Below are 12,984 nucleotides of genomic sequence, written 5' to 3'. Positions count from 1 at the left end.
CGTCACTTCCCGAAGCCGAAGCCGTTGCCGGTGCCCTCGGCCTTGGCGCGGAGGCGGCGGCCCTTCTCGGTGGCCTGGTCGTTGAGTTCCTGCTGGAAGTCCCTCATCCGGGTGAGGAGTTCCTCGTCGTGGGTGGCGAGGATGCGCGCGGCGAGCAGTCCCGCGTTGCGCGCTCCGCCGACGGACACCGTGGCGACGGGGACACCGGCCGGCATCTGGACGATGGACAGCAGGCTGTCCAGGCCGTCGAGGTGCTTCAGCGGGACGGGTACGCCGATCACGGGCAGCGGGGTGACGGAGGCGAGCATGCCGGGCAGATGGGCGGCGCCGCCCGCGCCCGCGACGATCACCTTGAGGCCCCGTCCGTCGGCCTGCTCGCCGTAGGCGATCATCTCGCGCGGCATCCGGTGCGCGGAGACGACGTCGACCTCGTACGCGATCTCGAACTCGTCGAGCGCCTGGGCGGCGGCCTCCATGACGGGCCAGTCGGAGTCCGACCCCATGACGATGCCGACGACGGGACCAGCGGCGGTGCTCATTCGGTGATCGTGCCCCTCAGGTAGCCGGCAGCGTGACGGGCGCGCTCCAGCACGTCGTCGAGGTCGTCGCCGTAGGTGTTGACGTGGCCGACCTTGCGGCCGGGCTTCACGTCCTTGCCGTACATGTGGATCTTCAGTCTGGGGTCGCGGGCCATGCAGTGCAGGTAGGCGGAGTACATGTCGGGGTAGTCGCCGCCGAGGACGTTGACCATGACGGTCCACTTCGCGCGCGGGCGCGGGTCGCCGAGCGGGAGGTCGAGGACGGCGCGGACGTGGTTGGCGAACTGCGAGGTGATCGCGCCGTCCTGGGTCCAGTGGCCGGAGTTGTGCGGGCGCATCGCCAGTTCGTTGACGAGGATCCTGGACGACCCGTCGGCCTCGCGGGTCTGGAACAGCTCGACGGCCAGATGGCCGACGACGCCGAGTTCCTTGGCGATGCGCAGCGCCATCTCCTCGGCCTGCAGGGCGAGGTCCTCGTCGAGGCCGGGGGCGGGCGCGATCACGGTGTCGCAGACGCCGTCGACCTGCCGGGACTCGACGACGGGGTAGGCGACGGCCTGGCCGTGCGGGGAGCGGACGACGTTGGCGGCGAGTTCCCGCACGAAGTCGACCTTCTCCTCGGCGAGGACCGGCACACCGGCCAGGAACGGCTCGGCGGCCTCCGCCTCGGAGCGGACGACCCACACGCCCTTGCCGTCGTAGCCGCCGCGGACGGTCTTGAGGACGACGGGGAACCCGTCCCCTTCACCAGCCCCCTCCGCGGCGAACGCCGCCACGTCCGCGGGCCCCGTCACGATGCGGTGGCGCGGACAGGGCACCCCGATCGCGTCGAGCCGTGCCCGCATCACGCCCTTGTCCTGGGCGTGCACCAGCGCCTCGGGGCCGGGGCGCACGGGGACGCCGTCCGCCTCCAGGGCCCTGAGGTGCTCGGTGGGCACGTGCTCGTGGTCGAAGGTGACCACGTCGCACCCGCGCGCGAACGTGCGCAGCGTCTCCAGGTCGCGGTAGTCGCCGACGACGACATCGCTGACGACCTGCGCCGCGGAGTCCTGCGGGGTGTCACTGAGGAGCTTGAATCTGATGCCGAGCGGGATGCCCGCCTCGTGTGTCATACGAGCGAGCTGGCCACCGCCGACCATGCCGACTACCGGGAACGTCACGCCCCCAGGGTATCGGCCACGCCGGAGTGACCGGTTTGCGCTCCCGGCACCCACCTCTTACCTGCCGCTTTCCGCCTTTTTGCCGAGCCGTTCCCGAGCCATGGGCACGGGCGCGGACATTCGCGCAGAGGGGTGGTTAGCATGACGGGGTTGACTGTCCGCTACCCGAACGGGGGCCTGTACGACCATGGACCGTGGTTCCCCCGGGCTGCGACGCCGGCTGGACGAGGTCGCCAGATTCGGGGCCGTGGGCGCCCTGGGCACGGTGGTGAACTTCGCCGTCTCCAATCTGCTGTGGCATCTGACCAGCCTCCAGGCGGTCCGCGCGAACGTCATCGCGACCGTCGTGGCCATCGGCTGCAACTACGTCGGCTTCCGCTACTTCACCTACCGGGACCGCGACAAGAGCGCCAAGAGCAAGGAGCTCACGCTCTTCCTGGTGTTCAGCGTGATCGGCCTGGTCATCGAGAACGGCATCCTGTACACCGCGATCTACGGGTTCGGCTGGGACACCCAGGTGCAGCGCAACGTCTTCAAGGTCGTCGGCATCGGGATCGCGACGCTGTTCCGGTTCTGGTCGTACCGCACGTGGGTGTTCAAGACGCTGCCCGCGGAGGACACCGGCGGTGGCGCGGACGCCGTGGCGGACGCGGAGGCGGTCCTCGCGAAGGCGGAGGCCGACGCCGAGGCCGAGACGGAGGCCGACATAGTGGCCGGTGCCCGCGTCGAGCTGGCCCGCGTCGAACTGGCGAAGCAGAAGCGGCGGGCCGCCGGACAGCGCGTCTGACCTGCGAGCCCGGCGCCGCCCCGGCGCCGCCCCGGCGCCGCCCCGGCGCCGTACGGAGGTTCCCGCCTCTCGCCTCAGCGGACCGTCGGCAGGTCCCCGTCGGGCTTGCGGGCGGGCGGGGTCCGGGACAGGAAGAGGCCGAAGACCGGCGGCTGTGCCTGGAGGAGTTCCAGCCGGCCGCCGTCGGCCTCCGCGAGGTCGCGGGCCACGGCCAGGCCGATCCCGGTGGAGTTGCGGCCGCTGATCGTCCGCTCGAAGATCCGTGCCCCGAGGTCGGCCGGGACGCCCGGTCCCTCGTCGGTCACCTCGACGACGGCCTGGTTGCCGGTGACGCGGGTGCGCAGCGCAACCGTGCCGCCGCCGTGCATGAGGGAGTTCTCGATCAGCGCCGCCAGCACCTGCGCCACCGCGCCCGGCGTGCCCACGGCCCGCAGATGCCGTTTGCCGGAGCTGACGATCGCGCGCCCGGCGCTGCGGTAGGCGGGGCGCCACTCGGCGAGCTGCTGCTGGATGACCTCGTCGAGGTCGAAGGGGACGGCGGAGCCGGTGCGCGGGTCGCGGGAGTTGGTCAGCAGCCGCTCGACGACGTCGGTGAGGCGTTCCACCTGGGTGAGCGCGATGGTCGCCTCCTCCTTCACCGTGTCCGGGTCGTCGGTGAGGGTGATCTCCTCCAGCCGCATGGACAGCGCGGTCAGCGGGGTGCGCAGCTGGTGGGAGGCGTCGGCGGCCAGGCGCCGTTCCGCGGTGAGCATCCGGGCGATGCGTTCGGCGGAGGAGTCGAGGACGTCGGCGACCCGGTCCAGTTCGGGGACGCCGTAGCGCTTGTGGCGGGGGCGCGGGTCGCCGGAGCCGAGGCGTTCGGCGGTGCGGGCGAGGTCGGTGAGCGGGGAGGCGAGGCGGTTGGCCTGGCGTACCGCGAGGAGGACCGCGGCCACCACGGCGAGCAGCGCCACCAGGACGATGATCAGCAGGGTGCGGCCGACCTCGCGGGACACGGTCGAGCGGGGCTCCTGCACGCTGACCGTCTCGCCCTGTTCGCCCGCGGCCGTGGAGCGGATGACATCGCCGCCGGGCCGGGTGCCGAGCCGGATGACCGGTCTGCCGGGGATGCGGATGACGGCGTACTGGCCGGGGGTGACCTGGCTGCGCAGGATCTCGGCGGTGACGCTCTCCGCGCCGAGCATACGGCTGTCCACGATGCTGGCCAGCCGTACGGCCTCGGAGTCGACGCGGTCCTGGGCGCTGTTGCTGATGGTGCGGGTCTCGACGATGACGAGCGACAGCCCGAAGACGGCGATCACCACGAGCACCACGGCGAGCGTGGACTGGATCAGTCGACGGCGCATGCCGGGGTCGTCTAGCTCTTCTCGAAGCGGAAGCCCACGCCCCGCACGGTGGCGATGTAGCGGGGGTTGGCCGCGTCGTCGCCGAGCTTCTTGCGCAGCCAGGAGATGTGCATGTCGAGGGTCTTGGTGGACGACCACCAGGTGGTGTCCCAGACCTCACGCATCAGCTGGTCGCGGGTGACGACCCGTCCGGCGTCCCGCACCAGCACCCGCAGCAGGTCGAACTCCTTCGCGGTGAGCTGGAGTTCCTCGTCACCCATCCAGGCGCGGTGCGACTCGACGTCGATGCGCACGCCGTGCGTGGCGGGCGGCTGCTGGGGCTCGGCGGCGCCGCGCCGCAGCAGGGCCCGGACCCGGGCGAGGAGTTCGGCGAGGCGGAAGGGCTTGGTGACGTAGTCGTCGGCGCCCGCGTCCAGGCCGACGACGGTGTCCACCTCGTCGGCGCGCGCGGTGAGGATGAGGATCGGGACGGTGTGGCCGTCGGCACGCAGCCGGCGGGCCACCTCGAGGCCGTCCATGCCGGGCAGGCCCAGGTCCAGCACGACCAGATCGACACCGCCCTGCATCCCGGCGTCGAGCGCGGTGGGTCCGTCCTCGCGCACCTCGACCTCGTAGCCCTCCCGGCGCAGGGCGCGGGCCAGCGGCTCCGAGATGGACGCGTCGTCCTCGGCGAGCAGTACACGAGTCATGAGGCGATGGTAGTCCGACCGCGCAGGCTGCCGGGGTGTGATCGCGACGCGCGGTTTCTTACCTTCGGGCGGGCCGGGACCCGGTGGGGCAGGCGGTGAACCTGCGGAAACCTCGATCTGGCGATAACCTTGGAAAGGGCGCCCTTAGTTCCCTCACCACCTGTGATCCGTGTCTCAAGCCCTTCCGTGGCCGTTAATAATTCGGCTAGATTTTATCTACGCCTGTAGAACCGCAGTACCCTTCGGCGGACATTCCGACCCCGAAGGGCGCTTTTGCATACGGACGGCCCCGCCGGCCCGTGTGAGGAACGACCTGTGGCCGGGCCCCGAGCCCAACGACGCGAACGGGGCGCGCATCCCGGTGGTCGCCGTCCACCTCTCCGTGACCCGGAGCGGAACCCCCGGGCGTGGGACAGGACGGTCCGGCCTTCCCCGGCACCGGCCGCCCCACCGGGCGCGAACCGTCCCCCGGGGTCTCCTGCTCCACCGAGCACGGCGACCCCCACGAGCGCGCCCCGAACCACAAGGAACGACCATGGCGTCCAGCCTGACGAAGGACTCGGTCACCCCGGGCACCCCCGGTTCCGAGAAGACCTTCTTCGGCCACCCCCGCGGCCTGGCCACGCTGTTCATGACCGAGATGTGGGAGCGATTCTCCTACTACGGCATGAGAGCCCTGCTCCCGCTGTACCTGGTGGCCCCGGCCGGCCTGCATATGACTGCGGGTGCGGCCACGGCGATCTACTCGGTGTACGTGTCACTCGTCTACCTGCTCGCCCTGCCCGGCGGCTGGGTGGCGGACCGTTTCCTCGGCCCGCGCAAGACGGTCGCCGTCGCCGGCATCGTCATCATGTGCGGGCATCTGTCCCTGGCACTGCCGACGGCCGGTACCTTCTTCGCCGGTCTCGGTCTCGTCGCCATCGGCTCGGGTCTGCTGAAGGCCAACATCTCCACGATGGTCGGCCACCTCTACGACGGCCCGGACGACGGCCGCCGCGACGGCGGCTTCACCCTCTTCTACATCGGCATCAACGTCGGCGCGTTCGCCGCGCCGCTGATCATCGGCACCGTCGGTGAGAACTACAACTGGCACCTGGGCTTCGGTCTCGCCGCGCTCGGCATGGCGCTGGGTCTGGCCCAGTTCCTGCTCGGCACCCGCCACCTGAGCGCGCGCAGCGACATCGTCCCGACGCCGCTGCCCGCCGCGGAGAAGGCCGCCACCCTGCGCAAGGGCCTGGCCTGGCTCGCGGTCGCCGCCGTGTTCTACGGCGTCGTCGGCTTCACCGGTCACTTCACCCTGAACTGGGCGCTGATCCCGCTGACCCTCATCGGCCTGATCGTGCCGGTCTTCGTGATCGTCCGCATCCTGCGCGACAAGGACCTGGCCACCGCGGAGCGGTCGAAGGTGCGCGCGTACGTGTGGTTCTTCGTCGCCGCCGCCGTGTTCTGGATGATCTACGACCAGGGCGGCTCGACGCTGTCGATCTTCGCGGACGGCAAGGCCGAGAACAGCGTCCTCGGCTGGAACTTCCCGGTCTCCTGGTACCAGTCGGTCAACCCGGTCATGATCATGGCCCTGGCGCCGGTGTTCGCGTGGCTGTGGCTGTGGCTGAACCGGCGCGGCAAGGAGCCGAGCACGATCGTGAAGTTCGCCTCCGGGCTCGTCCTGGTCGGCGCGTCGTTCGTGCTCTTCCTCGCCCCGCTGTCGATCGCCCAGGACGGCACGAAGGCCGCGGCGATGTGGCTGGTCGCGATCTACTTCGTCCAGACGATCGGCGAGCTGACGCTGTCCCCGGTGGGTCTGTCCGTCACCACGAAGATGGCACCGCAGAAGTACGCCTCGCAGATGATGGGCGTCTGGTTCCTCGCGGTCACCGCGGGCGACTCGATCACCGCCCTGCTGTCCAACCCGGCCGTCGGCGGTGTCAACCTCGACCGGATGGGCTTCGTCGGCCTGGAGGCCGTCCTCGCCCTGATCGCCGGTGGCGCGGTGTGGATGTACCGCCGCAAGGTCAACACGCTGATGGGCGACGTGCGCTGACGCCCGTCCGCGGCGTTCCCGGCCGCGGCCGGGCGGAGGGCCGCCGCGCCCCGGGATCTGTGTCCCGGGGCGCGGCGGCCCTTTGCCGTTCCGGTGCGCGTTGCCGTTCCGGTTCCGGTGCCCGTCGCCGTTCCCGCTGCCGGGGCGGCGCGTGCTCAGCGCGTACGGCGGCCCGGCATGAACGTGAACACCGCGCCGCCCAGCAGGATCGCCGTGCCCGCGACCAGGCCCAGCGCCTTGAGCGCCCCGTGGTCACCGGAGCCGGTCTGTGCGAGACCGCCGCTCGACGACGTGCCGCCGCTCGACGTGCCCCCCGAGCCCGAGGTGCCCCCGCTCGCGCCGGACGCCTGCTGGGTGGTGTCCAGCGTCAGCGACACCTCCGATCTGGTGGGTGTGCACGTGGTGGTCGTGCCGAGCGCCTTGACCGTGAGGACGCCCGGCGACAGCGTCGACCGCCCGCTCGCGCCCGGCTTGTAGGTGCCCGTCAGGTCGGGGACCGCGATCGGGTCGCCGGACTTGATGTCGGAGGCGTTGGTGGGGCCCTCCACATGGACCGTGCCCTTGTCGGAGCCGCCGAGCACGACCTCCATCGACGGCTTCACGGAGTCCTTGGGGATGTCGGCGGGGCTGTCCATCACCGACTTCTTGAACTGCACGGTGAGGTCGAAGCTGCCGCCGTTCTTCTTCGCGTTGATCTGCACCGGCGAGGTGGCGCTCTTGTCCCCGATGGGTGTCTTGCAGGCGTAGGGGACCTCGACCTCCTTGCCGGTGAAGTCGGTCTGCCCGGTGCCGTCGCTCGCGGACTCCGACGGCGAGGCCGACTCGGAGCCGGAGGCTGAGGCGGACGGCGACGAGGTCCCCGGCTGCGAGGCGGAATCGGAGGGCGTCGGACTCGTACTCGTGCCCGGCGAGCCGCCGTCCCCGGCGCTCACCTCGATGGTCGCCGCCTTCGGGACGGTCTCGGTCGGCGTGCACCTGGTGTCCGTCGACATCGCGTTGACCGTGTACGCGTCCGGTGTCAGCGTCACCTCGCCCGGCGCCGTGAGCTTCACGGTGCCCTTCATGTCGGACAGCGTCATGGCGGCGCCCTTGGGGATCGCCGGGTTCTCGCGCGGTCCCTGCACGGCGATGTCCCCGGTCTGCGCCCCGGCCGCCTTGAGGACACCGGACGGCTGGACCGAGTTCGCGGGCAGGTCGATGATGTCCGGGTTCTTGGACGCGGCCTGCACGAACTTCCACACCACGTCGACCGTGTCGCCGACCTTCGCGGTGGCCGGGGCGGTGACCTCGACCTTCGTGGTGCCGTCCACCGGGGTGATCCCGGCGGGCGGCACACAGTGCGTGGCGTACGACACCTCGGCGGCGCGGGCCGGTCCGGCGGCCGCTGCCAGCAGGATTCCGGCCGCGCCCAGCACCAGTGCGGACGCCGCCGCGCCCGCCCTGTGCGCGCCGCCGCGCGGACCGGCCGGGGTGACTCTCCTTGACGTGCTCACATGGGTCCCTTCCTGGTCGGAGTCGTGGGACTCGAGGAACTGGGAGGACTGGCGGGATGGTCGGGACCGGCGTCGTGCGGTGCGGAGAGCCGCCCGGCCGCACCCGGGCCGGAGCCCGGGGTGAACCACGGCAGGGCCGGGGACGGGGGCGGAGTGTCCTCGGCGGGGGCGCCACCGGATCCCGGGATCCGCAGCCGAGGCGACCTGGGCCACCCGGGCAGCCGGGGGGTACGGCGTCCCTGGCCCGCCGAGCGGCGCGGGCGGACCCGGCCGTCACGGACCCGCCCGCCGCGGACCCGGTCGACCACGGCCATCCCCGCGCGGAACACCGCCGCCGGGACCACCACGCAGAGCAGGATCCAGAACAGGGTCACGCCCCACGGCCGCCCCACACCCCACGGCTGCTCGGCGAGCACCTTGCCGCCGTACTCGAGGGAGATGTCGTAGTCACCGTGCGCCCCGGCGGCCAGTTCGACGGGCAGCGCGATCCGGGCCCTGCCGCCGGGCGCGACGGTGCCGTGCCACTGCTGCTCGTCCCACTGCGGGGCGAACACGCCGTGCGCGGTGCCGACCCGGAACACCGGGTCCTTGACGGCGGTGGGACCGGCGTTCCCGACGGTCAGGACGAGGGTGCGCGAGGGCGGGGCGCCGAACCAGGTCAGCAGGCCGCTCGAGCCGTCGAGACGGACATCGGTGAGGACGGAGAGACGGCCGGTGGAGGGCTCGGCGGGCAGCGCCGCGACAGGGTGTCCGGCGACCCGGAGGACGGCGTCGGCATCGGCGGCGGGACCGGTGGCGGTGGCCACGTGCACCACGCAGGGGCACGGCACCGGCGGTTCGGCGACCGGCAGACGGCGGCTGAAGGCGCCCCGGGCATCGGCGGTGACGGCTCTGCCGTCCGCGTTGGCGCAGGAGTTGGTGCCGCCGACCACACCCCGGGCGGGGGTGGCGCGTCCGCAGACGATCAGCATCAGCACGGCACCCGGCTGCCAGCCGGTACCGGTCACGGTGACCGACCCTCCGGCGCCCGCCTGGGACGCGGACAGCTTCACGGTGGGCCCCCCGGCGGCCGACGCCGCGGGTGCCAGGGCGGCCAGGGGTGCCTGGGGCAGCAGGAGCAGCGCGAACACCGCGGCGAGCACGAGGAGCGGACGGAGGGGGCGCGGCGCGAGGAGCGGGGCGCGGCCGGCCGGCGATACGTACGCTGCGGGCGGCGTGGACGGCATGGGCGGCTCCGGCGGGCTGCGGTCTCCGGCGGTGTCTTCTCCGGCGGCGGTGCGGTGCGGTGGCGCTCTGGGGCAGGTGTGCGCCGTGGCGGTCGTGGCTCCGGCGGTCGTGCGTACTGCTCGGGGAGCGGACGGGGCTCAGCGGCTCGCGCGGACCGTCCGGTTCCGCCGCGAGAGCCAGAGGGCACCCGCCGCACCCGTGAGGAGCACGGTGCCGCCGAGGGTGCCGAGGGCGACCACCGAGTCCTCGGGGCCGGTCTGCGGAAGCTGTCCACCGGAGCCGGAGCCACTGCTACTGCCACTGCCACTGCCACTGGACGAGCCGGTCCCGCTGCTGCCACTCCCGCTGCTTCCGCTCGCCCCGGTGACGTCCAGGGTCAGCGACGGCTTGGGGGTGTTGGTGGGCGTGCAGGTGGTCGTCGTACCGAGGGCCTTGATGGTGAGCACGGCCGCCGTGAAGGTGACCTTGCCGGACGCCTTCGGGGTGTAGGTGCCGCTCAGGTCGTTGATCTTGATGGGCGTGTTGGCGGGGATGGCGGCCTGGTTGGCAGGTCCTGTCACCGTCATGGTTCCGCTGTCCGCGCCCCCGAGCTTGATGGTCGCGCTGGGATTCATCGCGCCCTTGCCCAGTTCGACCGGGCTGGAGGACACGCCTTTCTGCCAGGACATGGTGATCTTGTAGGCGCTGCCGCTCTTCACCCCCGTGATGTCGATGGGCGAGACGGCGCTCTTCACCCCGATGGGCGTCTGGCAGCGGTAATCGACGTCGACCACGTCGGCCCGGGCCGCCGGGGCGGCCATCACGACCACCGAGCCGGCCAGGGCCGCGACGGACGCGAGCGCGGCGGTTCGCTTCTGGTACGACACGGTCCCCTCATTCCTGACGGAGCATCAGATCGGCCGTCAAGGTACGCCCGGGTACGAGAGGAGGGAAGACACGGCGCACGCCGGAGTTGTGACGATCCGGAGCAGGTGCGAGAAGACGGCGGGGCGGCGCTCAGGCGGGAACGCCGAGCTCCGCCCACACGGTCTTGCCGGCGACGCCGTCGCGGCGGACGACACCCCAGTCCAGGCAGAGCCGTTGCACGATGAACATCCCGTGCCCGCCGGGCCGCCCGGCACGGTGCGGGGTGCGCGGCGACGGATGACCGGAGCCGCGGTCCGAGACCTCGACACGGATCACCTTGTTGTCACAGGCGATACGCATCTCGTCGGGCCCCTCGGCGTGCAGGCAGGCGTTGGTGACCAGTTCGGAGACGACGAGCAGCACGTCCTCCGCGACGGCCCGCCGGTCGGCCGTCGCGGCGGGCAGCCAGCCCCACGCGTACAGCGCCTGACGGGCGAAGTCGCGGGCGAGCGGGACGACCCCGCTCTCTCCGTCGAGGCGGAGCGTGCGGACCTGTCCCCTCTCCGGCGGCGCGTCCGCGGCCGCCGCGGACATCCCGGAGGATCCGCCGGACTCCGGGCCGCGGTCGCCCGGCGAGCAGGGCCGGGTGGTGCTCATCAGCGCCTCACCTCACCGATTCACCAGTTTCACAAGATCATGGTTCGTTCATCCGGTCGACACGCGCGGCAGGCCGGTCGTACGGCCGTCCGTCGTCATGCCGGTCCGCTGCTGTGTCTGTACATCTGCACGTCAGTACGCGCGCGGGGCGCGGGCGGTTCCGGCCGTCCCCGGCCGTTACGTCCGTACCCGTCGGCGCGCCGCCCGGCGGGCGGGGTCCCGTCCTCCGGCGCCGGGCGCCGGCCGACAGGTCCCGGAAGTCTCCTGCCCGACGGGACCGCCGGAACACCCCCCGTTCGACGAGAGGTACGGCACGGTCCGGGAGCGGGAAGCCGCCGGGCGGGGTTCAGCCCCCGGCGTCCTCGGCCAGGGCGGACTCGACGGTGTCGTGCACGGAGAAGACCGCGTCGGCGCCGGTGATCTCGAAGACCCGCGCCACCACCGGCCGCATCCCCGCCAGACGCACCCCGCCCCCGGCGGCCTCCGCCTTCAGCCGTGTGCCGAGCAGCACATTGAGCCCCGTGGAGTCGCAGAACTCCAGTCTCGTGCAGTCCACGACCAGCTTCGCGATCCCCTTGGACAAGAGGCTCTCGAGGGGCTCGCGCAACAGATCGGCGGTGTGGTGATCGAGCTCACCCGCCGGTGTCACGACGGCGCCTGAGCCCTCCTCCCGCACCTCCACCAGAAGCCGGCCCGACTGTGCACTGCCGACCGTCCCGCGGTCCATGCCGTCTCTCTCTCCCGAGGTCGTGGCTGCTGCTGACGCCCCCGAACATTACGCCTTCTCCACAATCTCCGACACCCGAACAACCGCCCCCAAACGGTACATACCGCAACAGAGTGCACTTGCGACGGTCTCATGGAAGCGGGTAGGGCTAGTAGGGACACACCACCGGCCGGCCGGCTTCGGAGGCGCCGCACACCGCAGTGCACGTACTGGCTTCGGCAGCCATATGCCGAGAACGATGGAGGACATCATGTCACCCCGGCTCGACGCAGCGCATACCCGTACGGCGACGTCGACATCACGACCGGACGGCCCGGACCCCGCCGCGCGGCACGACCCGGCCGTGCGCCACGACGAGTTCCCGCGGCAGCACCAGCCGGCCGGCGCACCGAGGGACATGCTCGCCGGGCTCCCGGAGATCCCCCCGTACGACCAGGTGGGGCCGGTGGACGCCCGCGCCCTGTCCAAGACCCTCTTCGAGCGGCTCGAGTGCCTCGAGGAAGGCACGCACGCGCACGCGTACGTCCGTAACACCCTCGTCGAGCTCAATCTCGCCCTGGTCAAGTTCGCGGCCTCCAGGTTCCGCTCCCGCAGCGAGCCGATGGAGGACATCGTGCAGGTCGGCACGATCGGCCTGATCAAGGCGATCGACCGCTTCGAGCTGAGCCGGGGCGTCGAGTTCCCCACCTTCGCCATGCCGACGATCGTCGGTGAGATCAAACGATTCTTCCGTGACACCTCGTGGTCGGTGCGCGTCCCGCGCCGTCTGCAGGAGCTGCGGCTCGACCTGGCGAAGGCCGGCGACGAGCTGGCGCAGCGGCTGGACCGGGCCCCCACCGTGACGGAGCTCGCCCGGCATCTGGGGCTGAGCGACGACGAGGTCGTCGAGGGCATGGCCGCGTCGAACGCGTACACCGCCTCCTCGCTGGACGCGCAGGCGGAGGAGGACGACTCCGAGGGCACGCTCGCGGACCGCATCGGCTACGAGGACCACGGGATCGAGGGCATCGAGTACGTCGAGTCGCTCAAGCCCCTCATCGCCAGGCTCCCGTCGCGCGACCGGCGGATCCTCTCCCTGCGTTTCGTCGGCGGGATGACCCAGTCGGAGATCGGGGAGGAGCTCGGCATCTCCCAGATGCACGTGTCGCGGCTGCTCTCCCGGACACTGGTGCGGCTGCGCAAGGGCCTGACGGCCGAAAACTGACGACCGGTCGGGGTTACCCGCGGGAACATCTATGCCGGACCGTTCCCGTGCACGACGATGGGCACACCCCGACCCGGCCGGTATGTCAGGGCCGGCCGGTACCCGGGGCTGCCCCACCGGGATCAGCCGAATCGCTCGCCCCACCCGGCCCGCCCCGACCGCCTGACCCGCTCTACCCGCCTGGGGCGCCCCGACCGCCGGGCCCACCTGGGTCGCCCAGGTCATCCTGACCGCCCGATTCGGCCGGTCCACCCAGACCGCCTGACCT

General features: G+C 71.9%; 12 protein-coding genes. 3 read left to right on the top strand and 9 right to left on the bottom strand.

Annotated features, from left to right (window positions below; translation table 11 throughout):
- Positions 1-2 precede the first annotated feature (2 nt).
- Together purE and ABZ862_RS20860 are read right to left on the bottom strand one after the other, a co-directional pair.
- On the bottom strand, positions 3-539 hold the full coding sequence (purE, locus tag ABZ862_RS20865) for a 5-(carboxyamino)imidazole ribonucleotide mutase (protein WP_360960137.1): 537 nt from the start codon (positions 537-539) through the stop codon (positions 3-5).
- Positions 536-1,699 carry a 5-(carboxyamino)imidazole ribonucleotide synthase gene (locus ABZ862_RS20860; protein ID WP_360960135.1) on the bottom strand — a complete coding sequence of 388 codons (1,164 nt, stop codon included), beginning with the start codon at positions 1,697-1,699 and terminating at the stop codon, positions 536-538. The genes purE and ABZ862_RS20860 overlap by 4 nt, the downstream gene beginning before the upstream one ends.
- Positions 1,700-1,886: 187 nt before the next feature.
- Between ABZ862_RS20860 and ABZ862_RS20855 the strand changes: the two genes are divergently transcribed.
- Entirely contained in the window at positions 1,887-2,486 is a 600-nt protein-coding gene (locus tag ABZ862_RS20855) for a GtrA family protein (protein ID WP_360960133.1), read from the top strand.
- A gap of 74 nt (positions 2,487-2,560) precedes the next feature.
- On the opposite strand, the gene ABZ862_RS20850 is transcribed toward ABZ862_RS20855, so the two are convergent.
- Both ABZ862_RS20850 and ABZ862_RS20845 read right to left on the bottom strand, forming a co-directional pair.
- Positions 2,561-3,832, bottom strand: coding sequence for an ATP-binding protein (locus tag ABZ862_RS20850; protein ID WP_360960131.1), 1,272 nt, complete (start codon positions 3,830-3,832; stop codon positions 2,561-2,563).
- 11 nt (positions 3,833-3,843) lie between these two features.
- A complete protein-coding gene (locus ABZ862_RS20845) occupies positions 3,844-4,521 on the bottom strand; it encodes a response regulator transcription factor (RefSeq protein ID WP_020940464.1) in 678 nt (225 codons plus the stop codon).
- A 535-nt stretch (positions 4,522-5,056) separates the two neighbouring features.
- Here ABZ862_RS20845 and ABZ862_RS20840 point away from each other — a divergent pair.
- Positions 5,057-6,562, top strand: a complete 1,506-nt coding sequence (locus tag ABZ862_RS20840; RefSeq protein WP_360960129.1) for an oligopeptide:H+ symporter — start codon at positions 5,057-5,059, stop codon at positions 6,560-6,562.
- 155 nt (positions 6,563-6,717) lie between these two features.
- Here ABZ862_RS20840 and ABZ862_RS20835 read toward each other — a convergent pair whose 3' ends face one another.
- From ABZ862_RS20835 to ABZ862_RS20815, 5 genes are all read right to left on the bottom strand, one after another.
- Positions 6,718-7,977: a hypothetical protein gene (locus ABZ862_RS20835; protein ID WP_360960217.1), complete on the bottom strand. Its 1,260-nt coding sequence runs from the start codon at positions 7,975-7,977 to the stop codon at positions 6,718-6,720.
- 74 nt (positions 7,978-8,051) lie between these two features.
- Entirely contained in the window at positions 8,052-9,281 is a 1,230-nt protein-coding gene (locus ABZ862_RS20830) for a neocarzinostatin apoprotein domain-containing protein (protein ID WP_360960127.1), read from the bottom strand.
- Between the two features lie 138 nt (positions 9,282-9,419).
- Positions 9,420-10,148, bottom strand: coding sequence for an LPXTG cell wall anchor domain-containing protein (locus ABZ862_RS20825; RefSeq protein WP_360960125.1), 729 nt, complete (start codon positions 10,146-10,148; stop codon positions 9,420-9,422).
- Between the two features lie 130 nt (positions 10,149-10,278).
- Positions 10,279-10,785: an ATP-binding protein gene (locus ABZ862_RS20820; RefSeq protein WP_360960123.1), complete on the bottom strand. Its 507-nt coding sequence runs from the start codon at positions 10,783-10,785 to the stop codon at positions 10,279-10,281.
- 346 nt (positions 10,786-11,131) lie between these two features.
- Positions 11,132-11,512, bottom strand: a complete 381-nt coding sequence (locus ABZ862_RS20815; RefSeq protein ID WP_360960121.1) for an STAS domain-containing protein — start codon at positions 11,510-11,512, stop codon at positions 11,132-11,134.
- Positions 11,513-11,750: 238 nt separating this feature from the next.
- Here ABZ862_RS20815 and ABZ862_RS20810 point away from each other — a divergent pair, with 238 nt between their 5' ends.
- The gene (locus ABZ862_RS20810; RefSeq protein ID WP_360960119.1) at positions 11,751-12,716 is read left to right on the top strand and encodes an RNA polymerase sigma factor SigF; all 966 of its coding nucleotides are present in this window, start codon (positions 11,751-11,753) and stop codon (positions 12,714-12,716) included.
- Positions 12,717-12,984 lie beyond the last annotated feature (268 nt).

Origin of the sequence: Streptomyces sp. NPDC047000 (assembly GCF_040644295.1) — a bacterium.
Classification (GTDB): domain Bacteria; phylum Actinomycetota; class Actinomycetes; order Streptomycetales; family Streptomycetaceae; genus Streptomyces.
Note: the sequence above shows the minus strand (reverse complement) of the source record. Positions and strands in the feature narration are given on the sequence as shown.

What these genes read in the sequence shown, in the direction of transcription:
- ABZ862_RS20830 (WP_360960127.1), bottom strand. Translation starts at nt 9,281, where the DNA reads ATGCCGTCCACGCCGCCCGCAGCGTACGTATCGCCGGCCGGCCGCGCC.
- ABZ862_RS20850 (WP_360960131.1), bottom strand. Translation starts at nt 3,832, where the DNA reads ATGCGCCGTCGACTGATCCAGTCCACGCTCGCCGTGGTGCTCGTGGTG.
- ABZ862_RS20845 (WP_020940464.1), bottom strand. Translation starts at nt 4,521, where the DNA reads ATGACTCGTGTACTGCTCGCCGAGGACGACGCGTCCATCTCGGAGCCG.
- ABZ862_RS20840 (WP_360960129.1), top strand. Translation starts at nt 5,057, where the DNA reads ATGGCGTCCAGCCTGACGAAGGACTCGGTCACCCCGGGCACCCCCGGT.
- ABZ862_RS20810 (WP_360960119.1), top strand. Translation starts at nt 11,751, where the DNA reads ATGGAGGACATCATGTCACCCCGGCTCGACGCAGCGCATACCCGTACG.
- purE (WP_360960137.1), bottom strand. Translation starts at nt 539, where the DNA reads ATGAGCACCGCCGCTGGTCCCGTCGTCGGCATCGTCATGGGGTCGGAC.
- ABZ862_RS20855 (WP_360960133.1), top strand. Translation starts at nt 1,887, where the DNA reads ATGGACCGTGGTTCCCCCGGGCTGCGACGCCGGCTGGACGAGGTCGCC.
- ABZ862_RS20820 (WP_360960123.1), bottom strand. Translation starts at nt 10,785, where the DNA reads ATGAGCACCACCCGGCCCTGCTCGCCGGGCGACCGCGGCCCGGAGTCC.
- ABZ862_RS20815 (WP_360960121.1), bottom strand. Translation starts at nt 11,512, where the DNA reads ATGGACCGCGGGACGGTCGGCAGTGCACAGTCGGGCCGGCTTCTGGTG.